23 protein-coding genes are annotated in these 24,202 nt (G+C 57.2%); 14 read left to right on the top strand and 9 right to left on the bottom strand.

Features of this window, described 5'->3' with window-relative positions; genetic code table 11:
* The first annotated feature begins 114 nt into the window (after positions 1 to 114).
* Positions 115 to 363, top strand: a complete 249-nt coding sequence (locus AC1RSM_RS17920; RefSeq protein ID WP_492933927.1) for a GlsB/YeaQ/YmgE family stress response membrane protein — start codon at positions 115 to 117, stop codon at positions 361 to 363.
* 508 nt (positions 364 to 871) lie between these two features.
* Here the strand turns inward: AC1RSM_RS17920 and AC1RSM_RS17915 are convergent.
* From AC1RSM_RS17915 to AC1RSM_RS17895, 5 genes are read right to left on the bottom strand one after another with little or no spacing between them, the layout of a single operon-like run.
* Entirely contained in the window at positions 872 to 2,308 is a 1,437-nt protein-coding gene (locus AC1RSM_RS17915; RefSeq protein WP_492933926.1) for a DUF3482 domain-containing protein, read from the bottom strand.
* Positions 2,305 to 3,711: a DUF2868 domain-containing protein gene (locus AC1RSM_RS17910; protein ID WP_492933925.1), complete on the bottom strand. Its 1,407-nt coding sequence runs from the start codon at positions 3,709 to 3,711 to the stop codon at positions 2,305 to 2,307. The genes AC1RSM_RS17915 and AC1RSM_RS17910 overlap by 4 nt, the downstream gene beginning before the upstream one ends.
* Before the next feature lie 15 nt (positions 3,712 to 3,726).
* Complete coding sequence (locus AC1RSM_RS17905; protein WP_492933924.1) at positions 3,727 to 4,224, bottom strand: TPM domain-containing protein; 498 nt, start codon at positions 4,222 to 4,224, stop codon at positions 3,727 to 3,729.
* A gap of 18 nt (positions 4,225 to 4,242) precedes the next feature.
* On the bottom strand, positions 4,243 to 5,202 hold the full coding sequence (locus AC1RSM_RS17900; protein WP_492933923.1) for a TPM domain-containing protein: 960 nt from the start codon (positions 5,200 to 5,202) through the stop codon (positions 4,243 to 4,245).
* Positions 5,203 to 5,219: 17 nt separating this feature from the next.
* Positions 5,220 to 5,831 (bottom strand): LemA family protein, encoded by a 612-nt coding sequence (locus AC1RSM_RS17895; RefSeq protein WP_492933922.1) that lies wholly within the window; start codon positions 5,829 to 5,831, stop codon positions 5,220 to 5,222.
* Between the two features lie 426 nt (positions 5,832 to 6,257).
* Here AC1RSM_RS17895 and AC1RSM_RS17890 point away from each other — a divergent pair, with 426 nt between their 5' ends.
* The 5 genes from AC1RSM_RS17890 to AC1RSM_RS17870 all read left to right on the top strand — a co-directional run bounded on the left by AC1RSM_RS17890 (position 6,258) and on the right by AC1RSM_RS17870 (position 12,628).
* A complete protein-coding gene (locus AC1RSM_RS17890; RefSeq protein WP_492933921.1) occupies positions 6,258 to 7,739 on the top strand; it encodes a DEAD/DEAH box helicase in 1,482 nt (493 codons plus the stop codon).
* A 63-nt stretch (positions 7,740 to 7,802) separates the two neighbouring features.
* Positions 7,803 to 8,426, top strand: a complete 624-nt coding sequence (locus AC1RSM_RS17885; protein ID WP_492933920.1) for a LysE family transporter — start codon at positions 7,803 to 7,805, stop codon at positions 8,424 to 8,426.
* 97 nt (positions 8,427 to 8,523) lie between these two features.
* Positions 8,524 to 10,137, top strand: a complete 1,614-nt coding sequence (locus AC1RSM_RS17880) for a peptide chain release factor 3 (protein WP_492933919.1) — start codon at positions 8,524 to 8,526, stop codon at positions 10,135 to 10,137.
* A 107-nt stretch (positions 10,138 to 10,244) separates the two neighbouring features.
* Positions 10,245 to 10,868 (top strand): hypothetical protein, encoded by a 624-nt coding sequence (locus AC1RSM_RS17875; protein WP_492933918.1) that lies wholly within the window; start codon positions 10,245 to 10,247, stop codon positions 10,866 to 10,868.
* A gap of 341 nt (positions 10,869 to 11,209) precedes the next feature.
* Positions 11,210 to 12,628 carry a short-chain fatty acid transporter gene (locus AC1RSM_RS17870; RefSeq protein ID WP_492933917.1) on the top strand — a complete coding sequence of 473 codons (1,419 nt, stop codon included), beginning with the start codon at positions 11,210 to 11,212 and terminating at the stop codon, positions 12,626 to 12,628.
* 104 nt (positions 12,629 to 12,732) lie between these two features.
* Here the strand turns inward: AC1RSM_RS17870 and bfr are convergent, their stop codons facing one another.
* From bfr to AC1RSM_RS17855, 3 genes are all read right to left on the bottom strand, one after another.
* Complete coding sequence (gene bfr / locus AC1RSM_RS17865) at positions 12,733 to 13,212, bottom strand: bacterioferritin (RefSeq protein ID WP_492933916.1); 480 nt, start codon at positions 13,210 to 13,212, stop codon at positions 12,733 to 12,735.
* A 272-nt stretch (positions 13,213 to 13,484) separates the two neighbouring features.
* Positions 13,485 to 13,754, bottom strand: a complete 270-nt coding sequence (locus tag AC1RSM_RS17860) for a (2Fe-2S)-binding protein (RefSeq protein ID WP_492933915.1) — start codon at positions 13,752 to 13,754, stop codon at positions 13,485 to 13,487.
* 122 nt (positions 13,755 to 13,876) lie between these two features.
* Positions 13,877 to 14,761, bottom strand: a complete 885-nt coding sequence (locus tag AC1RSM_RS17855; RefSeq protein ID WP_492933914.1) for a LysR family transcriptional regulator — start codon at positions 14,759 to 14,761, stop codon at positions 13,877 to 13,879.
* 169 nt (positions 14,762 to 14,930) lie between these two features.
* Here AC1RSM_RS17855 and AC1RSM_RS17850 point away from each other — a divergent pair, with 169 nt between their 5' ends.
* The 8 genes from AC1RSM_RS17850 to leuD all read left to right on the top strand — a co-directional run bounded on the left by AC1RSM_RS17850 (position 14,931) and on the right by leuD (position 22,756).
* Positions 14,931 to 15,551, top strand: a complete 621-nt coding sequence (locus AC1RSM_RS17850) for an isochorismatase family protein (protein WP_492933913.1) — start codon at positions 14,931 to 14,933, stop codon at positions 15,549 to 15,551.
* A gap of 38 nt (positions 15,552 to 15,589) precedes the next feature.
* Positions 15,590 to 16,591, top strand: a complete 1,002-nt coding sequence (locus tag AC1RSM_RS17845) for a TRAP transporter substrate-binding protein (protein ID WP_492933912.1) — start codon at positions 15,590 to 15,592, stop codon at positions 16,589 to 16,591.
* A 59-nt stretch (positions 16,592 to 16,650) separates the two neighbouring features.
* Positions 16,651 to 17,169, top strand: a complete 519-nt coding sequence (locus AC1RSM_RS17840) for a TRAP transporter small permease (protein ID WP_492933911.1) — start codon at positions 16,651 to 16,653, stop codon at positions 17,167 to 17,169.
* A gap of 1 nt (position 17,170) precedes the next feature.
* The gene (locus AC1RSM_RS17835; protein WP_492933910.1) at positions 17,171 to 18,469 is read left to right on the top strand and encodes a TRAP transporter large permease; all 1,299 of its coding nucleotides are present in this window, start codon (positions 17,171 to 17,173) and stop codon (positions 18,467 to 18,469) included.
* Between the two features lie 129 nt (positions 18,470 to 18,598).
* The gene (locus AC1RSM_RS17830) at positions 18,599 to 19,810 is read left to right on the top strand and encodes a CaiB/BaiF CoA transferase family protein (RefSeq protein WP_492933909.1); all 1,212 of its coding nucleotides are present in this window, start codon (positions 18,599 to 18,601) and stop codon (positions 19,808 to 19,810) included.
* Entirely contained in the window at positions 19,807 to 20,712 is a 906-nt protein-coding gene (locus tag AC1RSM_RS17825; protein ID WP_492933908.1) for a hydroxymethylglutaryl-CoA lyase, read from the top strand. Before AC1RSM_RS17830 ends, AC1RSM_RS17825 begins: the two co-directional genes overlap by 4 nt.
* Positions 20,709 to 22,121 (top strand): 3-isopropylmalate dehydratase large subunit, encoded by a 1,413-nt coding sequence (leuC, locus tag AC1RSM_RS17820; protein ID WP_492933907.1) that lies wholly within the window; start codon positions 20,709 to 20,711, stop codon positions 22,119 to 22,121. Before AC1RSM_RS17825 ends, leuC begins: the two co-directional genes overlap by 4 nt.
* Positions 22,118 to 22,756 carry a 3-isopropylmalate dehydratase small subunit gene (gene leuD / locus AC1RSM_RS17815; RefSeq protein WP_492933906.1) on the top strand — a complete coding sequence of 213 codons (639 nt, stop codon included), beginning with the start codon at positions 22,118 to 22,120 and terminating at the stop codon, positions 22,754 to 22,756. Before leuC ends, leuD begins: the two co-directional genes overlap by 4 nt.
* A gap of 54 nt (positions 22,757 to 22,810) precedes the next feature.
* Here leuD and rpoN read toward each other — a convergent pair whose 3' ends face one another.
* Positions 22,811 to 24,196, bottom strand: a complete 1,386-nt coding sequence (rpoN, locus tag AC1RSM_RS17810; RefSeq protein WP_492933905.1) for an RNA polymerase factor sigma-54 — start codon at positions 24,194 to 24,196, stop codon at positions 22,811 to 22,813.
* Positions 24,197 to 24,202: the final 6 nt, after the last annotated feature.

Below are 24,202 nucleotides of genomic sequence, written 5' to 3'. Positions count from 1 at the left end.
GACACTTTCAAGCGTTTGAATAGCGCAAAACGATAGACGCCTAAAAACTCCATACCTAAGATAGACGCAGCGGTCTGAACCTCTGACCGGCAAACAACACACAGGAGTAGCGCGATGGGTATTATCTCCATGATCATTGTTGGCTTTATCGTCGGTTTGCTGGCACGAGCCATCATGCCGGGTGACCAAAAAATGGGCTGGATCCTGACTACCATCCTGGGCATTGTCGGCGCATTTGTCGCAGGCTATCTGGGACAAGCCATGGGCTGGTACGTACCCGGCGAAGGCGCAGGCTGGATAGGCTCCATTGTCGGTGCCATCATCGTCCTGTTTATCTACGGGCTGGTCAGCAAAAAAGCCTGATCCCCAAGATCACCAAAAACGAAAAACGCCTGCCCGGCTCCCCCCGGCAGGCGTTTTTTTATGTCCTGAACATGCTCCCTTTGACTGCACAGGCGACAGAGCAAAAGATCGAAACAAAGACAAGGGACACCTCCAAGCCGGCACTCCCTGAACCACTGACAGAGATCAAATAAATAAACAGCCTGATGAGTAGGGGGGAGGGAGAGCAAAAACCAAATGCCATTCCTGATCTGCACACGGCATTGCAGGCGAGTCAGAGCACTTGCCGCGTTTGGGCCATAGTGACGGGATTCAAGCATCCTGCTGTTTGAGCGCGACGCTTATAGCTCGTCCGGGGGACGAGTTATCGTGCGAGTTCAGGATGCGCCCGTCGCAATGACCCAAACGTGGGACCCGGTGCGCAGCGCCGGCAAGTGATCAGCCTGCGACACCCTGTGCAGATCAGGAATGGCCTTTTAGAAACCCTCTCCAAGCCCCCGCCAGGCACAGCGTCACCGCTACAAACCAATCACTCAGCCACTACCCCAGGCGCTGCATTGCGAGCACCCAGCAAGCGTTGCACCAAGCTCTGCACACACGCCTCACGCCGCGAATCCGGCGCGTAGTCAGAACGCAAAGCAGACCACGTCGGATGAATGCGCGCCTGCGCCAACTCCTCCGGCAAGCCTTGCGCCCGCCAAACATTCAGCTCTCGTCGCAGGGCCTGATCAAAACTTTCAGCATCAATCTCGCCTAGCCGAATTGGCGTTTGCGCCGCATGCCCACGTCGTTCCAGAGCGGCAATCAAACTTAACTGCCGCACCGCCAGCAAACGCAAAACCGCGTCATCCACACTCAACTCAGTCTCGCCGCGCAGCTTGCCCATCAAACGCTGGCCCCACTTGTCCGCGCCTTGCCAAAGACCACCGGCCAACGCCCCCAGAACCGTACCAGTTCCCAGACTCAAACCACCTGTCATCACATCCAGAGTGGCCCCGGCCATTGCTCCCGCAGCCACACCCTTGCCCAACTGCACGCCAAACTCTTTCAGGGCCTGGGGGTCGAACAAATCCATTCCCCAGCGACCACCGTCAAAATGCAGCAAATCGGCCACTACATCCTGGCGACCAAAGCTATAACGCTTGAGCAAAGCCTGCACACTCTTGGACTCGCGCGCCAAAACCGGTTCACGCAATTGCTGCGCCGCCAGTTCCATAGATTCCGCATCCGCAGCGCTACTTACACGCCAAGCCGCCACATCGATCAACAATTCCGCCAACAGCCGCAAAGCATCACGACGACGCAAGACCGCCTGCTGCGCAATATCTACCTTTAGCTGTTGCAACACCCCGGCCTGAGTTTCCAGGAGCACTGCCAGCTTGTCGTACAACAAGGCCTCGCCATCCAGGGCAGGGGCCACGGTGTCGAACTCTGCCATGGCGTGCAGACCTAAACGCGCCAAGGCGGCGCGCCATTCCTGAGTCCGGGCCTGCGGGCTGCGCACAAAATTCAACACCGGCAGTAAAGGCCGGCCGCTATAGGCCAGTAGCGTCAACTCATCCTTGTGCTTGCTCAGCACAGGGTCGCGCGAATCCACCACATACAAACCTGCGTCGCAAGATTGCAACTTGCGCAGTACCCGAGCCTCTTGTTCAAAACGGCCTTGAGCAGCGGGCGACTCCAAAAACCGCCGAATCCGCTCTGGCCCGTCAATGCGCTCACCGGGCTGACTTAACTGATCCATGAAATCCAGCAAAGCCATGCTGTCTTCCAGGCCCGGCGTATCAAACAGCTCCACCAAGGCCTCGCCATCCACTGTCAGGCGAGCTCCTTCCACATGGCGCGTCGTACCAGGGCTATTGCTGACCTGCCCGAAATCGGTGTCGCGCGTGAGCGTACGCAGCAAAGAGGTCTTGCCCGTATTGGTATGGCCCACCACAGCCAGCGTTAAAGCAGCGGCACTCATGAAGGCTCCTTCAGAGACAATTCAGGCCATTGATCGTGAATCTGCCCAGGCGCAAAACCCGCTGCCACCAGACGCTCATGCCAACTGCGACGGCGCGCCTGATCCGGGTCCGCCAAAGACTCGTCCAACAAGACGACACCAGACTGCTGAGCCAACTGTGCCCACTCGACCAGCGTGGCCACCACACCGCGATCCGGTGTCTGGGCCGCATCACACACCATCAACAGATGGCGAGGGGTCACGGACTGCAAACGCCCCAGAATATCCAGTCGTTCAGCCCGTGAATCCACCCGACCCAAATCCTGCATACCCGTCTTCACAAAAGAGGGTGGCCAGCTCTGCTCGGGAGGCAATTCCAGTCCCACCACACATAAAGCATCCGCAAGCAAAGGAGCCCTGGGTTCACTCTGAATCCGAGCCACTTTATCAGGCGAAGCAAGCTCATCCACACCTGTCGGTTCGCTGGCCGGCATCAGGCGCGGGCGCAGCTCGGCCAAGCCCGGCAAACTGTCATCCAGACGTAAAGCGGCGGTATGTTTACGCCATTGCCACAGGCTCCAGGCCAAGGCCAGCAAGCGGGGGATCAAACCATAAGTGACCACTGCGCCCAGCAACCAGCTGGACCACAGGGCCTGTGCTTGAGCATCCAGCATTTGCAAGCCATCGCTGCTGCGTATGGTGAGCGTATCGGGCAAAGAAAAGCCCAATAAAGACGGCAGGGCACCAATGCCTTCAACCAGCCAGACAAAGGTATCGGGCGTTAAGAGCGTGGTTTCCCAATTGAAGTGATAGCGGCGCGAAGCCAGCAGTAAAAGCAGAGTGCTCAAGGCCGACATGAAGGCCAGCACCCACAACGAGTGACTGATCAGGCCCGCCAGCCAGGACTGGCTACCGCGACGCGCCAGCACAGCGGCAAACGCCTGCGGAACCAGACTGGCATCGCCTTTGACAAAGCGGCGGCTTAGCCACCACCAGGCATCCCCCGCCCAGCTACCGGTGCCGCTACCTTTGCCCGACCACGCCAGGCTGAACAGCCAGAACACCAGAGTCAGCACATGCAGGCCCAGCAAGGCCCCCAGGGCCGTCAGGACATTGACCGGACGGCTGCCATCACCCAAGGCTCCTGCAGCCGTTCCAGCCCCTGCCAGCAAGGCCAGCACCGCCATGACAATCAGTAAAAGGCGGGCAATCCGCCACCATCGGGTCCAGGCTTGTTCCAGGCCGTCCCGACGCGCCAAAGCCAGCGCCCGGGCCGATACACGCTGAGCAAATGAACCACCCGCCGCACGCGCACGGCGCGACTCAGCCAGATCTTCAATAGGCCCCCATAGGGTCTCGCGCAAACGTATGGCTTCAACCAGAGTTTGCTGCTGCCAGGAGCCGACGGGTTCAGACGGTTTCATGGCACCGGCCACCACTTAGAGAAGTACGGGTTCGTCGGGTAGGGCATTCACCGATGCCGAGCCCTGCGGCTGCGCCGGAGCGCCTGTTTGCAAGACAGCTTCGATGGAGTCAACAGCAGCCAGCAAACCCGATAAATATTCACGAGAGGCCAGATGCTGCTCCAGTTGCTGGCAAATCTGTGCCCATTGCCCTGGAGCGGCCTGAATCCCGCGATCTGCAATGATGTGGATACGGCGTTGGCCCAGCGCCAGGTACAGCAAGACACCGCTGTTCAAGGGGGTGTCCCAGACACGCAAACGGCCAAAAACTTCCAGCGCACGCTGGGCGCTGTCCGCTTCGTGGGCTGGCAGAACGGCTTCGATAGCCACCACCAGCTCACCACTATGATTTTGTTCGCTCTTGCGGATTTGCTCGGCCACATGGCCCAACATTTCGGCATCAAAGTAACGACGGCGCAGCCATTGGCCTTGCACCGAGGCCCAGCCAGATAACTCTTTCCAATTCATACTCATGTCGCTCTCCCTTGTGGCTTACCAGCTACCGGAAGCGCCACCGCCTCCGCTGCTGCCACCACCACCGCCGCTACCGCCGCCAAAGCCTCCGAAGCCGCCACCACCACCGCCATTGCCGCCAAAACCACCGGAGGAGTAGCCACCCAGTCCGCCAATGATGCCGCCACGACGAGAAGCACGCCCGGAGCTGGATTTACCGCCTGCCCCAAAGAGGCGGCCAATCATGCTTAACACCGCCCCGACAATCGCAGCGATCAAGGCCAGCCCGATGCTGCCCGAGACGACCAAGGTGAAAACACCGGCCGCAAACGCTGCAAACAAGGGGGAGGCAAAGAACACAATCGCGCCCACCGCCAGCAGGGGCTCCCAGAACACGCCTTCTTCACCCGAGGAGGTGACCGGAGCATTTTTAGGGGGAGGGGGCAATTCTTCTCCGTTGACCAAGCCCACCAGACTATCCGTGGCGGCCTGAATACCAGCGTAGAAATTACCTTCAATAAAGCGGGGTGTCATTTGCTCGCGGATGATGCGGCCAGCCTGCAAATCCGTCACCGCGCCTTCCAGCCCATATCCGGTCTGAATGCGCATGCGGCGGTCATCCTTGGCCACCACCAGCAAAATCCCGTCATCCACTTTCTTTCGACCAATCTCCCATTGATCAAAGGCTCGCAAAGCGTACTGCTCAATCGTCTCTTCGCCCGTCGTGGGCACCATCAAGATCACGACCTGGGCGCCTTTTTCCTGCTCAACAGCTTTGAGCTGTTCATTTAGCGCGTTCTTTTGATCGTTGCTCAAGGTGCCTGTGGTGTCCGTCACCCAACCCGCAATAGCGGGAATGGGTTCCGGTTTGGCCTGCGCCTGGGCCCAAGGCCAGCACAGCATCAGCATGGCTATCAATAAGCTACAGACCCAGACCAGCCTGCCAGAACGTGCAGACCCAGGCCCAGCAGTCGGTGCAAAATCGTGCACGTTCATCATGCTATCTCCAGAAGTAATCAAGACCCGGCAGGGGCAGGAATATCAAACTTGACCTCGGGGTCACGCGTGATTTCGCTTTGACGATCCACACCGTAGTTTTCTTTCACCTGATAGCCAAACAGCTTGGCCGTAATCAGGGTGGGGAACTGGCGGATGAACAGGTTGTATTCCTGAACGGTCTGCACATAACGGCCACGTTCGGTCGCGATGCGGTTTTCCGTGCCTTCCAACTGCGTCATCAAGTCACGAAACAGCCCGTCGCTCTTTAACTGCGGGTAGTTTTCAGAAACCGCAATCAGGCGCGACAAAGCCGAGGACAACTGGTTTTGTGCTTCCTGAAAGCGTGCCATGACTTCGGGGTTGTCGATGTCATCCACTTTCATCTGAATGGTGCCAACCTTGGCACGTGCTTCCGTTACCTGCGTCAGCACGGTTCGTTCGTTGACCATATAGGCATTGACCGCGCTGACCAGCTTGGGCACAAGCTCCGCCCGACGTTCATATTGGTTCAATGTTTGCGACCACGCAGCCTTGACCTGCTCGTCCAGGCGCTGGATCTCGTTATAACCACAGCCAGACAGCAACACTGCAACGCTGCTGATAAAGACCCACCGTATCCATGATGTCATGATTTTTTCCTGCAAAAATAAGCAGATAAACAACAAAAACGAGTTCCGACCTAAAGGGCCGGGCGCGTGCCAAATACAGCCTGACGGTCTGTGCACGCCAAGCGTAAACCGCGTATCGCGGCATAACAAGTACGTCTATGACGACGCTTAACAATTTCTGTCATATCCCGGCCAGCACCAAGCCTGACCTTTTATGCCTGAAACAGGTTGTTTTAACGCTACCGCTCAAAATGATACAAGATGGTCAATGAGGATTTTTACTAATTTCACGCTATAATGGCAGATTGCGCAGCGCACCAATCTCTGCGCCTCTTGCAGCAGGCGGCGTTCTTGCCCCTGCCGTGGCATTGTCGCCATAACTAAAATACCTTAGCCTGGATTGGTATAGCCCCAAAGAGGGCTTTGGGGCTAGTCACTGGAAAATTCTTGGACTCTCAAATTACTTTTGCCTCCCTTGGGCTGGCAGAACCCCTGTTGCGTGCTGTAACTGACGCAGGCTACACCCATCCCACTCCCATTCAGGCCCAGGCAATCCCTAAGGTCATTGAAGGCGGTGATCTGTTGGCTGCTGCGCAAACCGGTACCGGTAAAACCGCTGGTTTCACGCTGCCTATTTTGCACCGTCTGCTGAACAGTCCTCAGCAAAACCGTAAACCAGGCCGCCCACGCGCCCTGATCCTGGCCCCTACTCGCGAGTTGGCCGCCCAGGTTGAAGAATCCGTACGTTTGTACAGCCAGCACACTCGTCTGCGCTCGATGGTCATGTTTGGTGGCGTGAACATCAATCCTCAGTTCCATGCGCTGCGCAAGCCACTGGACATTCTGGTTGCCACCCCAGGCCGTTTGCTGGATCACGTGCGTCAACGCACTGTGGACCTGACCGGCGTGGAAATTCTGGTACTGGACGAAGCCGACCGCATGTTGGACATGGGCTTTATCCGCGATATCCGCAAGATCATCAGCCTGATGCCGGTTAACCGCCAGACTCTGTTGTTCTCGGCCACGTTCTCGGATGAAATCCGTGAGTTGGCTCGCGGTTCGCTGAACAATCCGGACGAAGTGGCCGTTGCTGCCCGCAACACCACCAATGAACTGATTACCCAGCAAGTGATTCTGGCCGACCAGGCACACAAGCGTGACCTGCTCAGCCACATCATCCGCGAAAGCAGCTGGAACCAGGTTCTGGTGTTTTGCCGCACCAAGCACGGCGCCAACCGTTTGGCTGAAAAACTGTCCAAAGACGGCATGGCCGCTGAAGCACTGCACGGCAACAAGAGCCAGGCAGCGCGTACTCGTGCCTTGGCTGGCTTTAAGAATGGCAAAGTTGTCGTGCTGGTTGCGACTGACATCGCCGCTCGTGGCCTGGACATCGATCAGTTGCCTTACGTGGTCAACTTCGAACTGCCTAACGTACCTGAAGACTACGTTCACCGTATCGGCCGTACTGGCCGTGCCGGTAGCGAAGGCGTGGCCTTGTCGCTGGTGGATCGCACTGAAATGCGTCTGCTCAAGCAGATCGAACGCATGACGCGCACTCCTATCGAGCGCATTGTGGTTGAAGGCTGGACTCCTCCGTCGCGTGCCGCCCTGGCTGAAGAAGCCAAGGAAGACACCTACGCAGAACGCCGCTTTCACGCTGCTGCGCCTCCAAGTGCTCGCGCACCTGCCGGTGCTCGTCGCAGCGGTAGCGGTGCAGGTGGTCAGGCTCGTTCGGCTGAAGGCCGTGGCGGCAATGGCGAAAGCCGTCCTCGCCGTCCTGGTAACGACAACCGCCCTCGTCGTAGCGCCGCTCCTGGTGGTGCTCCTACTGGTGGCGCAGCTCGTGCTGGCCAAGGTCGCCCAGGTGGCCGTCAGGACAGCCGCGGTCCTAACCGCAGCAACCGTACTCCTGCACAAGCCAAAGCCTAAACCCCGCTAGGGGCTGTGCCTGCCAAAGGCGGGCACAGCGCCTGCCTTTGAACCGAGCACATCATGGCACTGAGCACCTGGCTCGCCTTTTTCGCGGCTTCCTGGGTTATTTCGTTTTCACCCGGCCCGGGCGCGATCTCTTCCATGTCCTCCGGCCTGAAATACGGCTTCAAGCGTGGCTACTGGATGGCGATTGGCCTGAATGTCGGCATCATGATCCAGGTATTCATCATCAGCCTGGGGCTGGGACAAGTCCTGGCACGCTCGGAACTGGCCTTTACGATCTTAAAGTGGCTCGGTGCCACCTACCTGATTTACCTGGGCTGGAAGCAACTACGCACGGACTCAATGCCCGTACAAGTAGCCGGTCAGGAACCTACAGACTTTCGCATTCGCGACCTGGTCCTTCGGGGCTGTCTGATCAATATCACCAACCCTAAGGGTCTGGTCTTTCTGCTGGCCATCATGCCCCAGTTTCTGGATCTGAACCGGCCCATGCCCCTGCAGTACCTGCTCATTGGCATGACGCTGTGCTTTACGGATCTGGTTGCCATGGGGTGCTACACGTCGCTGGCCGCACGCATGTTGCGTTTGCTGCGCCAAGCCCAGCATGTCCGGCTGCTGAACCGCGTGTTTGGTTCGCTATTTATTCTGGCAGGAACGGTACTGGCCAGCGTGTCGCGTTAGCGCCCTGCACGTATTGGCTTGCCCCACGGCCCTGCTTTACGGATAATTCGCTCACTATTTTCCACGCGCCAGACTGGCGCTGCCACAAGGATTTTCAATGTCGTCCGGTGACATACGCTCTGAAGTCAAGAAACGCCGCACCTTTGCCATCATTTCTCACCCCGACGCGGGTAAGACCACACTGACTGAAAAACTGCTGCTGTTCGCGGGTGCGATTCAGATTGCAGGCAGTGTCAAGGCGCGTAAAGCCAGCCGTCATGCTTCCTCTGACTGGATGGAAATTGAGAAACAACGTGGGATCTCGGTGGCCTCCTCGGTCATGCAGATGGAATACCGCGACTGTGTTATTAACCTGCTCGACACCCCCGGTCACCAGGACTTCTCGGAAGATACCTACCGCGTGCTGACCGCCGTGGACGCTGCCCTGATGGTGATTGACGCGGCCAACGGTGTGGAGCCCCAGACCATTCGCCTGCTGCAAGTGTGCCGGGCCCGCAATACGCCCATCATCACTTTTGTGAACAAGCTGGACCGCGAGGTTCAAGAGCCGCTGGATGTGCTGTCGGAAATTGAATCGCATCTGGGTATGAAAGTGGTGCCATTTTCCTGGCCTATCGGGATGGCGCGCCGCTTTGGTGGTGTGTTCAACCTGCGTGCCAACCACATGCGTGTGTTCAAGCCCGGTCAGGAGCGTCATGGCGAGGATGAAATCATCCCCGGTCTGGACAACCCCGTTATTGCCGAACGCTTTGGCGAAACCTTTGAAAAGGCTCAGGAAGAAATTGAACTCCTGAACGCTGCGGCACCCGAGTTCGATCTGGAAATGTTCCTGGCGGGTCAGCAAACGCCGGTGTTCTTTGGTTCGGCCATCAATAACTTTGGTGTTCAAGAAGTATTGGATGCCCTGGTCGATCTGGCACCAGCCCCCGGCCCACGCACGGCGTTGCAACGTGAAGTGCAACCAGATGAACCCAAATTCAGCGGTGTGGTGTTCAAGGTGCAGGCCAATATGGACCCGGCTCACCGCGACCGCGTGGCATTTGTGCGTGTCAGCTCCGGCCACTTCAAACGTGGCATGAAACTGAAAGTCTCACGCACGGGCAAGGAAATTCGTCCCAACAACGTGGTGTCTTTCCTGTCGCAACGTCGTGAACTGCTGGACGATGCTTTTGCCGGCGACATTATCGGTGTCCCCAACCACGGCATTTTGCAGCTGGGTGACGTACTGACCGAAGGCGAGAATCTGCAATTTACCGGTCTGCCTTTCTTTGCCCCTGAACTGTTCCAGTCCATTGAAGTCAAAGACCCATTGCGCACCAAGCAATTGCGTACCGGCCTGACTCAGCTGGGTGAAGAGGGCGCCATTCAGGTGTTCCGCCCCCATATGGCAGGCGGCATGATGCTGCTGGGTGCGGTCGGCCAACTGCAGTTTGAAGTGGTGGCCCATCGTCTGAAAACAGAATATGGCGTAGAGGCCAGGCTGGCATCCAGCCGCTTCAATATGGCCCGTTGGGTGACTGCAAAAGATCCCAAGGACATGAAGAAGTTCATTGAAACCAACGCCGGCAATATTGCCTATGACGTGGTGGAAGCCATTGCCTTTTTGGCCTCCTCGCCCGCTCAATTACGTGTCGCCCAGGAGCTGAATCCTGGCATTGAGTTCCACGCTTTGCGTGAACATGGTGGACACGTTTTCGGGGATGCCGTCTAATTCTGTCACAAGAGTGGGGCCGACATTTCGCTACAATGACGGCTCCTTTCTTTTAATATCGTGCATCCGACCCCCGGATTGCCCCTGACTCAACCGAGACATCGCTTATGCCCTGGCGTTTTATCATTGCTGTCTTGCTGCTTGCCGCAGGTGCTTCAGTATGGGGCGGCCTGGAATTGGGGAACTGGCTTATTGCGCACGGCCCTGAAAAGTCCTTGCCAGTCAGCACTCCGGACCCCGCGGACTTGCCCACGCTGGATGCCAATGGCAAACCCTTTACAGCTCAGCCTCCGCAACCTTTGCCCAATGGGCGTTTAGGTGTGCCGCAAGAGCCCACTCCCATTGCCTGGGAGATCGACACCTCCACGCTGACCGACGAGAAGCCTCCTATTGCCTTGGCCACGACCGCCATTTCTTTGGAGCAAGCCATCCAGATTGCAATGAGCGAGCAAAATCGTGAACTGCAAGGGATTGCCCGTGTGAATCTGGGTGACTCCAACGCCATTCAGCCTGTGGATGTGGGCACACTCCCACCGCCACCACCGCAAGATATTCAGGTTCCCAGCAATAACGGCGGAGCCTGGCAGGCCCAACTGCAACAAGAATTACAGGCCTGTAGCAGCAAAGGCTTTTTTGACCGCCCCAGCTGTTCCTGGGAAGCGCGCAACAAATACTGTGGACCGAACAATGCCTGGGGCCAAGTGGCCGGCTGTCCTAGCAAGTCCTTCTAATACGTCAGGACGTACGCTTGGCCAAGAAATTGGCTAGCGTGCCCCTACAGACGCCCTGTCTATAGAATGTGTTTACCCTCAGGTAGCTTCACCTACCTGTTTTTTTTGTGCGTAATATCAAGTAGATAAATATTCCCAGACTGAGCCTGCAAGGTGGACAAACGCTATCCTGGCACAGACAAGGCACTGGAATAACTCGATAGCAGATGGTCCGACCCCTATTCATGGTGGTCCCAACCCTTGTATTCAGAAAGCTTTACAGCCTGTACCTCTACGCCGATCAGAAAGCCAAAAAGAGGGCAGGCTAATTGTTTTTGTATCAATTAAAGGAGGGGTTCTCTATGTCTGAAGCATTACAAGAAAGCCGCTCGGCGCGTTTTGCAATGCGCTGCGCAAGTTGGGCTGAGCGCTGGTTCCCGGATTCATGGGTATTTGCCACACTTGCCGTACTGATTGTGGCGGTGGCTGCCCTGGCCATCGGTGCCCCTGTCACGGCAACCGCCAAGGCATTTGGAGACGGCTTCTGGAGCCTGATACCGTTCACGATGCAAATGGCGTTTGTAGTCATCGGAGGCTATGTCGTTGCCAGCTCCAAACCGGCTTCCCGTTTGATTGATATCTGCGCCGCGCTGCCTCGCAATGGCCGCTCTGCTGTCGCCTGGGTGGCCGTGGTCTCCATGGTGGCATCTTTGCTGAACTGGGGCTTGAGCCTGGTCTTTGGTGGTTTGCTGGTCAAAGCATTGGCCAGACGCACCGACCTGAAAATGGACTATCGCGCAGCAGGCGCGGCGGCCTATCTGGGGCTGGGAGCCGTTTGGGCCTTGGGCCTGTCTTCCTCCGCCGCACAGTTGCAAGCCAACCCGGCCAGCCTGCCTCCTTCCATTCTGGCCATCACAGGCGTCATCCCGTTTACAGAGACTATTTTCCTGTGGCAGTCCGGCATCATGCTCCTGGTCTTGATGGTGGTGTCCCTGATCGTGGCCTATGCCACTGCCCCCAGCGGCGCCAGCGCCAAAGATGCAGCAGCCTGCGGCATTGATCCCACCGTTGTATTGCCTGAGACACCCAGGCCCCAGCGACCGGGCGAGTGGCTGGAATACAGTCCTTTCCTGATTATTGTTCTGGTCGCCCTGGCTGGTGGCTGGCTGTGGCAAGAGTTCGCCACCAAGCCTGCCATTCTCGCTATCTCGGGCTTGAACACCTATAACTTGCTGTTCCTGATGGCTGGTGCTTTGCTGCATTGGCGTCCCCGCAGCTTTCTGGATGCCGTATCCAAAGCGGTCCCAACCACAACCGGGGTCTTGATCCAGTTCCCCTTGTACGGTTCGATTGCAGCCATCATGACGACGGTGCAAGGTTCAGGTGGCGAAACTATTGCCCACCATATTTCCGAGTTCTTCGTTCGGATCGCCACGCACGACACTTATGCATTGCTGATGGGAGTCTATTCAGCCGTCTTGGGCTTCTTTATCCCATCGGGCGGTGGCAAGTGGATTATCGAAGCCCCTTATGTGATGCAGGTTGCCAATGATCTGCAGTATCACCTGGGCTGGGCAGTGCAGATTTATAACGCTGCCGAGGCCTTACCGAACCTGATCAACCCCTTCTATATGCTGCCCCTACTAGGGGTGCTGGGCCTGAAGGCGCGTGATCTGATCGGCTTTACCTTTGTCCAGTTGTTGGTCCATATTCCCGCGGTGCTGCTGCTTTTGTGGGGCCTGGGACAGACCTTGGCGTACTTCCCGCCGATACAACCTTAGCCATGAAAAAAACCCCATAGCCGGAATCAATTCCAGGCTATGGGGTTCAATGCAATCCAAGGCAGTTCTTATCTTGCCGATACCAGATCGGCAAGATAGAAACATTACTCGCCGTGTTCGCCCATCTGCGACTGCAGGTAGTTAGGCAGACCCACTTTCTCGATCAGCTCAAGCTGGGTGCCCAGCCAGTCGATGTGCTCTTCGGTGTCGTCCAAAATCTTCAAGAACAGATCGCGCGACACGTAGTCACGCGAGGACTCACAGTATTCAATGGCTTCCACCACGGTTTCACGTGCGGCCTGTTCCAGCTTCAGGTCACAGCCCAACAGTTCAGGCACGTTCTCGCCAATCATGATCTTGTGCATGTCCTGCAGATTAGGCAGGCCATCGAGCATAAAGATACGTTCGATCAGCATATCGGCGTGCTTCATCTCGCCGATGGACTCGTCATATTCGTGCTTGCCCAGTTTGGTAAAACCCCAATGGTTCAACATGCGAGCGTGCAAGAAGTATTGATTGATTGCTGTTAGTTCGTTCTTTAGCTGCTTGTTCAAATGCTGAATTACCACTTTATCGCCAAACATGCTGTTCTCCTGTAAATCTGACGGCGCTATCCCCAACGAATCGCCGAACCCCCGCATAGTCATGCTCACGCCTGGCTCGCCTGGAAGGCGATAACAGGCCAAAAACAGTGGGGGGGATGAATGTCACAGGCTACCATGCACGCATATGCAATGGCTTAAAAAACGGCTAGAACACCCAGAAAGCGTTGCACTTTTGGGTTAGTAACAGGACTAACAACAATCATTCCCACTAGCGTTAGCGGGAACGAAAGATCCTGACAAAAAACGCGCGCTCAGGCGCGACAAACAAGACGGCCAAACTCAGGAGCAGGAATCAAGCTGTCGTTGGCAGCATGATCCACCCGGGCCGCGCTAACACTAGCAATCATGGTCTGATTGGCATAGCGCCCGCCGGGCAAATAGTCCTGAGCCGTCTCCGCACAACAGCCGCAGCAAGATGCTACACCTAACTGACCTTGAAGGTCCGCCAGGCTGGCAGCGCCGCCTCGTACTGCTTCTTGTACTTGCCGCTCGGTGATGGCATTACATATGCAAATAAACATGAGAACTATTATTATCAAGAACCCAGAAAATATCAAGAGTCATTCGCATCTAAAACACAGGCCGACTTCGGCCCCTCTATGACGCGCACTGACACAGTCCTCTGGCACCCTTGGCCAGCGCATCAATTCTGCAACAAATGATCCATCAATAAGCGGGCAGCGGGCGACAAGCTGTAGCGACTGCGCACACACAGAGCCACGCGGCGCTTAGCCCAGGCTTCTTTCAAGACACACATGGACAGTCCCAGCCCTTGTACATAAGAGCCTGCCACTGAGCGCGGCAGTACACCTATGCCCAACCCGGCCTCAATCATGCGGCACTGAGCGTCGTAGCTGGTCACTTGAACACGGCAGCGCCAGTTGCGCTCCAGCTCGCTGGCCGCACGCAACAGCAAAAGGTTGGGATGACTGCCTGTGTGCATACCGACATAGTCAAAATCCAAGGTGTCAGCAAAAGCGACTTCCCTGCGTCCTGCCAAGGGGTGGCTTGGTGGCACCAGCAAAACCAGTTCGTCTTGCCGGTAATCGTAGTATTCGACCTCCACACTGCCTGCGCCCCGTATAAGCACTCCCAGATCGGCATTATTGTCGGCCACCGCTTGCGCGACATCGGAGCTGATGCGCTCTTCCAACGACACCCGAACCTTGGGATGGCGGGCCATGAAGGAACTGAGCGCCTGGGGCAAAAACTGGGTAATGGAGGACAGGTTTGCGGCAATGCGCACATGACCCGTTGCGCCGCCCGCAAAATCACGCATCAGCGCCCCCATCGCGGCCATATCGTCCAGCAAGCGCTGCGCCATAGCAGCCAGGGCTTTGCCGGCAGCCGTGGGATGCACACCTTTATTGCTGCGCTCGATAAGCGTCGCTCCCAACTGCTCTTCCAGATCGCTCAAGCGTTTGCTGACCGCAGCTGGCGCAATGTGAAACTGCTCGGCGGCACCCGAGATCGTGCCACGTTCGATCACCAATAAAAACAGCCGCAAGGACTTGGGGTCAATATTCATAATCTGGTATTCCACCCTATGAGAGGCGTAGCGACAAGCGATTCACCATCACAAAATACGATAACGCCATCGCAATTTGGCGCTGTACTGACATCTTTAGCGATGACAGACTACACAAAAAATACGGAACCTGATTGTTTAAATCAGAAAAATATCGGGAGATGAAAAGATGCGCGATAGCGACAATCTTAAGGGGGGGTTCGATGGCACCTTGCCGATGGGGCAAAAGCCGGCTCTGGTCGTAATCGACTTTCAACGTGGTTTTACTGAGCCTGGGCTGACCCCGCTGGCGTCCAACTGCGACAGCCAGATCGAACAGACCAATGCCTTGATTCGCGCCATGCGTGGCAAAGGCCGTGTCATTTTCACCATCATTGGTTACGAGCCACATCTGGCTGATGCCAATCTGTGGCTGACCAAGGCTTCGTCACTGCGCAATCTGTTGCGCGGCACATCAGCCTGTGAACTGGACCCGCGCCTGGACTACGACCCCGAGCAGGACATCATCCTCTACAAAACCCAGGCCTCCGCCTTTTACGGCACGCCACTGTCTGCACTGCTGGCTCATCAGGCTTGCGACATGTTGCTGGTGGCTGGAGCCACCACCAGCGGTTGCGTACGCGCCAGCGTGGTAGACAGCCTGCAATCCGGTTTTGCCCCTTTCGTGGCTGAAGATGCGGTCGCTGACCGTTCGGCAGCCCAGCACCGCAGCAACCTGGTCGATATGGCCAGCAAATACGCCGAAGTCCTACCCTCGGCACAACTGATCCAGCATTTGCAGACGCTTTAAAGCGTCGCACACAACAAGAAAGCACCACAGGAGACTTTATGAAGAACGCCTTGACCGCGGCTCTGGCCGCTTGCACCCTGGCGCTAGGCCTCTCGCCTGCCCAAGCCCAAGAGGTCGAACTGACCTTTTCCACCTACTTGCCGCCTTCCTACGAATACGCCTGGAAGCCTATCGAGAACTTTGTTCAGACCGTGGAAAAAGAAAGCCAGGGCCGGATCAAGATCAACGTATTCCACTCTGGCCAGTTGTTTGACGGCTACGAGGAACTGCCTGCCCTGTCCCGTGGTGACGTCGATATCGTCAACATGACCAGCACCTACCCCAGCGGCACCGTTCCTGCGCTGAACATCTTCACCCTGCCATTTTTGTTTGACAGCACCGCTCACCTGAAACGTGCTCTGGACCAGGGTCTGTTCAAGCTGGGTGCAGAACAAGAACTGCGCGATACCCACGATGCTGTCGTGCTGGGCCTGGCTCCCTGGGACCCTTACGAGTTCTACAGCCGCAAAGCCCCCATCAACTCGGCAGCCGACGTAAAAGGCAAGGTCTGGGCTTCGACCAGCTCCATGGACGCACGCGCTTTGCAACTGCTGGGCGGCTCGCCCACCGGCATGCCTTCGTCCGAGCTTTACCTGGCTTTTGACCGTGGCGTTATCGACGCCACCCCCCGTCCTTTGCTGACAGGCATTGGCCGCAACCTGTATGAAGTGGCCAAGTACGTATCCATCGCCAACTTCGGTATCGATGTGTCCGTTTTGACCATCAACCGCAAGAAGTGGGAGTCCCTGCCGCCTGACCTGCAAGAGATCATCACCAAAGCGGCTCACCAGCGTGACGAGGAGCAGTTTGAACGCGTCAACGCCTTTGTAGAGCAGGCATTGAAGCGCTACGAACAAGCCGGTGTGACCATCAACCGCGTTGAACCCGCCCCCCTGGAGGAAATGCGCAAGCTGACCCGCCCAGCCATTGATGAATGGAGCAAGCAGGTTGATAACGGGCCCGCCTATCTGGACCTGATCGAAAAAACCCGCCAGCCCTGATCACGCGCAGTCGTGCGCCAGCCTGAGCGGCTGGCGTGCGCGCTCCGTGTGGAGACACCATGAATCCACTTATCCATTTTATGGGCGCCTTCGCGCGCGGCAGTAACCGGGTCGCCATTCTGGTGGCCGAGGTCGCACTGGCCGCCCTGATGATCGCCTGCGCCTACGGCGTCATCGCCCGCTACGTCTTTAACAGCCCCAGCATCTACATCACCGAAATCTGCGTCTACCTGCTGCTGGTGTGCTCCTGGCTATCCGTAGGCTGGGTGCATCTGGAAAACCGCCACGTCAGCGTGGAAGCCTTCCAGCAAAAGTTTTCCCCGCGAGGCCAACGCCTAGCTCTGTGCATCTCGCAACTATGCGTGCTGTTCTTTTGTCTGGTCCTGATCTGGGCAGGCATCTCGGTTGTAGAGACCGCAATTGCCCGTAACTACCGGTCGGCCTCCATGCTGCGCTTTCCGCTCTGGATGGCCTACGGCATGATCCCGCTAGGGGGAATCTTGCTGGGTCTGGCGACCTTGCGCCAACTGTTCATCCCGAACAGTGTGGAATCCAACGACAGTATCAAGGAGTTCTGACATGGATTCCATGCTCATTTTCAGCCTGATGATGGCCTGCTTTGCCATCCTGATGGTCATTGGTACGCCTATTTTTGCCGCTTTGGGTGTTGCCAGTATTTCCGGCATTCTGATGAAGTCGGGTCTGGGCGGTCTGGACGTTATTCCCGCCACCTTGCACCGTGGCATGGCCAGCTACTCCCTGATCTCCATCCCGCTGTTCATCTTGATGGGTGAAGTAATCGCCCGCACCAGTATTGGCGGCAAGCTCTACCATCTGTTCTACCTATGGCTGAACCGCCTGCCCGGCGGCCTGGCCGTCGCCTCGGTAGGCAGCTCGGCCGTCTTTGGTGCAATGAGCGGCGTGAGTGTAGCCGGTGCAGCCACAATTGGTCGCTTTGCCATTCCCGAAATGCTCAAGCGTGGCTACTCACCCAGCCTGTCTGGCGGGACGATTGCAGCGGCCGGTGCCTTGGCTCTGCTGATTCCCCCCAGCATCGGTTTTGTGCTCTACGGCGAAATGGCGGATCAATCCATCGGCAAGCTGTTTATTGGTGCCTTGCTGCCTGCATTGATGGTCACAGTCATGATGGTGGTGTATGTGGCCCTGGTCGCCGTATTCAAACCAGAAGCAGCCCCGCGCAACTCCGAGACCGTGACCTGGTCGCAAAAGCTGATGGCACTGAAAGACATCTGGGCTGCCGCACTGCTGATTTTGCTGGTGCTGGGAACCATTTACCTGGGTATTGCCACGCCGACTGAAGCAGCCGGTATTGGTGCTGCCGGTGCCTTCATCATCGCTATTGCCTACCGGGAGATGAACTGGAGTACCGCCTTGCAGATTCTGCGCTCCACAGCGGTAACCAGCGGCATGATTTTGTTGATTCTGGCGTCTGCGCTGCTGTTTGGCTACATCATGACGCGTTTGATGATCCCCCAGAAACTGGTCGCGTTGATTACAGCTTCCTCTCAGCCAGCCTGGGTAATCCTGATATTCGTTTTGCTATTCCTGATTTTGGTCGGCATGTTTCTGGATATTGTTTCTCTTATCCTGATTACGACACCCGTTTTACTGCCGGTTATTGTGGCTTTGGGTTACGATCCGCTCTGGTTTGGCATTGTGATGATTATTGCTTGCGAAATGGCTGTGATTACGCCGCCCGTAGGTTTGAATCTCTATGTAATCAAAGGAATTGCACCTCAGATCTCGCTACAGCAGATTACACGCGGTGCGCTGCCCTTTGTTGGTCTGGAAATTCTGGCTATCGTGATCTTGACGATATTCCCCGATATTATTCTTTGGCTACCGAGAACCCTTTAAAAACCAAACCCGCCGCTGGCGGGTTTTTTATTATTTTCCACCGACGTTTTTTACGATGGCAGCATAATATTTGATTGCTTTTCTGCTTTCTTTTTCTACACCAGAATGAATCACTGGAGGAAACAAGAAATGGATAACAAAGCATTTTCAGAACCACCCTTAAAGGGCATCAAAGTCCTGGAGCTGGGTTCACTTATTGCCGGTCCTTATGCCGGTAGCCTGCTGGCCCAATTCGGGGCCGATGTCGTCAAGATCGAACCACCGGGCAAGGGCGATCCGTTACGCCGTTGGCGTCAGCTGCACAAAGACACTTCCTTGTGGTGGCGTGTGCAAAGCCGCAACAAGCGTTCCATTGCGCTGGATCTGCGTCAGGCTGAAGGCCAGGAAATTGCCCGCGAACTGGCCCTGCAAAGCGATATCGTCATTGAGAACTTCCGGCCCGGCGTCTTGGAACGATGGGGCCTGGGCTGGGAGACACTGCATGCGCTTAACCCGCGCCTGATCATGGTGCGCGTCTCCGGCTATGGGCAGGACGGCCCTTATCACCGCCGCCCCGGTTTTGCCGCCATCGCAGAATGTATGGGGGGACTGCGCTACGGCACCGGCTATCCCGACCGCCCACCCGTACGCGCTGGCGTCAGCCTGGGCGATACCTTGGCCTCTTTGTACGGCACTATAGGCGCGCTGCTGGCCATGCACCACCTGCGCCAGGACGGCGGGCAGGGCCAGATGATTGACGTGGCCTTGTACGAGTCCGTCTTTGCCATCATGGAAAGTCTGGTCCCGGACTATCAACTGAACGGCCATCAACGTGAGCGCACCGGCGCCAGCCTGCCCGGTATCGCCCCGTCCAATACCTACCCCACCGGCGACGGCAAATGGGTGGTGATCGCCGCCAATAGTGATGCCATCTTCATCCGCCTGATGCAAGCCATGAACCGACCCGATCTGGCCAGTGACGAGCACTTGTCCGACAACGCGGGACGCGTGGAGCACAGCGCCATGCTGGATCAAACCATCAGTGACTGGACTGGCGCACGCACACTGGATCAAGTATTGCAGGCTCTGGAGCAAGCCGAAGTTCCCAGCGGCAGCATCTACACCGCCGCCGATATTCTGCAGGACCCGCACTATCAGGCACGCGGCATGCTGGAAGCGCACACCTTGGCAGATGGCCAGGAACTGACTATCCCCGGCATCGTCCCCAAGCTCAGCCGTACACCCGGCGCTACCCAGTGGTTGGGGCCTGAATTGGGTGAACACACTGACAGCATCCTGCAAGAGCTGGGTATCGCCCCAAAACGGCTCCAGGCGCTGCGTGAACAAGGAATCGTGGAATGAGTACCGTGTTAATTACCGATGTCACCCTGCGCGACGGCCTGCAAATCGTGCCTCGCTGGGTACCCACCCCGGACAAGCTGCGCATTGCACAGGCGCTACCCAACTGCGGCGTGCGCAAAATCGAGCTGACATCCTTTACCTCGCCCAAAGCCATCCCGTCGCTGGCCGATGCAGATGAGCTGGCAAGTCTGACTGAGCGCAATCCACTGGTGTGCTATACCGCCCTGGTTCCCAATCTACGGGGGGCCCAGCGTGCCCTGGCAGCCAGGATGGACGAATTGAATTTTGTGTTTTCAGCGTCGGAGGCCCACAACCAGGCCAATCTGCGCATGTCTATTTCGCAGTCCCTGGCACAGCTGGAACAAGTGTTGAGCGCAGCGGGCGACACCCCTGTGAACGTTTCCCTGTCCACTGCCTTTGGCTGCCCATTTACGGGGGCTGTCGCGCCAACCCATGTGATTGAGCTGATGCAACAAGTGCAGCGCATAGGCGCAAGTTCGGTCAGCCTGTGCGATACCACTGGCATGGCTTCTCCCGCAGATGTAGAACGCCTGACCCAAGCCGCGCTGGCACTGTACGGGGAGCAAGGGGTTACCGGCCATTTTCACGATACTCGTGGGCTGGCTTTGGCAAATGCCTGGGCCGCCTACCGCGAAGGCGGGCGTCGCTTTGACGCCGCCTTGGCTGGCCTGGGTGGCTGTCCCTATGCCCCTGGGGCCAGTGGCAATGCCAGCCTGGAAGACATGGCACATATGTTCCAGATTAGTGGGGTAGAGACCGGGCTTAGTCTGGAAGGCTTGCAGCCCTTGGCTGAAGAAATCGCCGCACTGACACAAGAGCCCATACAAAGCCGCCTGCACAAAGCGGGCCCAGCCTATGCCTTGAAGGTGTGCCAAGCATGAGCAGCCCACGTACCCTGTTTCAAAAACTCTGGGATAGCCACCGGGTTGCCAGTCTGGATGACGAACACGATCTGATCTATATAGACCGGCAATTGCTTTACGAAGTCACCAGCCCCCAGGCTTTTGAAAGCCTGCGTCTGGCAGGGCGACACGTGCGTCGCCCCGACACTGCACTGGCCACGGTGGACCATAACGTCCCCACCCACAAACGCCATCAAGTACTGGATGACCCTCTGGCCCAAGCACAAATCGACCAGATGGAGATCAACAGCCGGGAATTTGGCCTGCGCTACTTTGGTTTGGATGACGAGCGCCAGGGCATCATCCACGTTATCGGCCCCGAGCAAGGCATGACACTGCCCGGTTCCAGCATCGTGGCGGGCGATTCCCATACCAGCACACACGGGGCCTTTGCTGCCTTGGCCTTTGGCATTGGCACTTCAGAGGTCGAGCATGTGCTGGCTACGCAATGCCTGGCCATACGCCGCATGCGCAGCTTGCAAGTGGACGTGCAAGGCGAGCTCCCTACCACCAGCACCGCCAAGGATTTGATCCTGCACATCATTGCCCGTCTGGGCGCCGATGGCGGGCGGGACTGCGCCATTGAATTTACCGGCCCGGCGATTCGGGCCTTGTCGATGGAAGGGCGCATGACCTTGTGCAATATGGCTATTGAGGCAGGCGCCCGCATCGGTTTGGTCGCGGTAGATGAAAAAACGCTGGATTATGTGCGGGGTCGCCCCCTGGCCCCCAAAGGAGCGCAGTGGACTCAGGCCGAACGCTACTGGCGCACGCTGGTCAGTGATGAAGGCTGTCACTACGAGCAGCAGTTATGCATAGACGCGGCACAGGTGGCCCCCACGGTGACCTGGGGGACCTCGCCCGATATGGCGGCACCTATTGACCAGCACATCCCTGATCCCCAGAAAGCAGCCATCGGAAAACAAGCGGATGCACAGCGAGCGCTGGACTATATGGATCTGCAAGCCGGTCAGCCACTGACAGGCATTGCCATAGACCGGGTCTTTATCGGCTCCTGTACTAATGCGCGCATTGAAGACTTGCGTAGCGCCGCCAGCATGATTCAAGGAAAGCGCGTTGCCAGCACCGTGCTGCAAGCCTTGGTCGTACCCGGCTCGGGGCTGGTACGACGTCAGGCTGAACAAGAAGGTCTGGATCAAATCTTCATACAAGCCGGTTTTGAATGGCGCGAGCCCGGCTGCTCCATGTGTCTAGGCATGAATGCAGACCGCCTGAACCCCGGAGAGCGCTGCGCCTCAACCTCCAATCGAAACTTTGAAGGGCGGCAGGGCGCTTTGGGTCGCACCCATTTGATGAGCCCAGCCATGGCCGCCGCAGCGGCAATTGCAGGCCACCTTGTCGATATCCGCCTTTGGGACGCCTCATGAATACGCCCTTTACCACCGTACAATCACGCCTGATTGCCCTGGACCGCGCCAATGTGGACACCGATGCCATCTTGCCCAAGCAGTACATGACCTCCCTGTCGCGCACCGGCTTTGGACAATATGCCTTTGACAACTGGCGCTACGCAGACATTGGCTATCCCGGCAAAGCGCTGGAAGAACGGGAACTCATTGACAGCTTTTGCCTGAATCAGCCCCAAGCACAAAACGCACAAATCCTGCTAAGCCGGGAGAACTTTGGTTGCGGGTCCAGCCGGGAACATGCTGTTTGGGCCTTGAAGGATGTAGGTATTGCTGTACTTATTGCCCCCTCATTTGCCGACATCTTCAGGAATAACTGCTTTAAAAATGGCTTGCTACCTATACAGCTCACCAAGGAACAAGTAGACACGCTGTTTACCATCGCCGCCCGTGAACCGTGGGGAGAATGGGGTGTGGATCTGGAAAAGGGCATTTTGACCGGGCCGGGTCTGCACATGGACTTTGCGGTAGAGCCCGAGCGTCGCCATCGCTTGCTGCTGGCCCTGGACGACATCAGCGTCACTGAGCAAAAGCTGGATGCTATCCAAGCCTATGAACAACAGCGCAAGATAAAGGAACCCTGGCTGTTTAGTTAAGCCGAAGGCGGTGGGGAGGGCGGGACGTGTACGACAAGGACACTGCCGCCTGGGCTAAACCCCCGCCGCCGCCCGCATCTTGCGCTGCGACGCGGGTGCCAAACCTTCAGCTTCCCGGTACTTGGCGACCGTACGTCGCGCCAGGGTCAGGCCCTGAGCCTGCAAAAGATCCGTGATCTGCTGATCTGACAGCGGCTTGGCAGGCGGCTCATCCCGAATCATCTGCACAATCTGCGCCCGCACCGAAGCGGCCGACATATCCGCCTTGCCATCGGAACTGGCCAGCCCCACCGTAAAGAACTGCTTGAGCTCCATGACGCCATGGGGGGTCTGCATGTATTTTTGCCGCGTTGCACGAGAAATCGTCGACTCATGCAGGTCCAACTCGGCAGCCAAATCAGCCAACTGCATAGGCCGCAAGGCCGACACCCCTTTCGTAAAGAAGTCCTGCTGCATCTGCACAATGGCTTGCGCCACCCGCAGAATCGTCACAAAACGGCTGTGTACACTGCGCAGCAAACCCGTGGCTTTTTGACGTTCTGCCAACAAGGCGGGATGAGCGTCGATTTCATGGTCAGGCATATGGACCATCTGCAAACGGGGGACCGCCAGGGGGTTCAAGACCGCTTGCCAGCGCTCCTTGCCACGTACCAACAGCACGTCCGGCACCACATAGGCCGAGACATTCTGAGTCCAGGCACGGCCAGGTTTGGGGTCCAGTTTCAAAATCAGGTGATGAGCACGCTCCACCAATTCGGCTGGATATTGGCCTGCACAGCGTTGGCGCAATTGGCTGGGCGAGGCCAGGATACTGACGTGCTCGCGCACCAGGTAACGAGCGCAATCAAACACAGTGGTCTCAAGCTGGGCGGCTTGCTGCAATAGCTGCAAACCCAGGCATTCAGCCAGATCCCGCGCACCCACTCCGGCTGGCTCCAACGATTGCACTTGCGCCAAGGCACAGCGCATATCACTTTCATCAATATCTAGTTCGTCCGGCAGGCACTCCAGGATTTCTGCCAAGGACACGGGCAGGTAGCCGTTATCGTCCAGCTCATCAATAATCAGCTGCGCCAAAATCCGGTCACGGTCGCTCAAACGCAACAGTCCCAACTGCTCGCTCAGGTAGGCAGGCAAGTCCTGAACAAGGGCGGATTCCGGGCTCCAGTCCGGGTCATCGGAGTCGCCCTGATGTTTGGGAAACTCAAGACTCGCCCACGAGGATTCCGCCTCGCCCGAAGCGGCTTCGGGCAACGGCTCGGCGACGACATCCGCCTGCACGTCCAAACGCTCCAGCAAGGGGTTGTCCAACAAAGCCTGAGCTAATTCCTGCTCCAGCTCCGCCCCCGATAGCTGCAACACTTTAATAGACTGTTGCAATTGCGGCGTCAAAACCAGCGTCTGCTGCTGGCGTAAATCTAGTGACTGACGCGTAAGCATAGGTAC

The organism is Alcaligenes sp. GW821-FHT11D07 (assembly GCF_058808495.1).
This window is presented reverse-complemented; position numbering and strand designations above follow the sequence as displayed.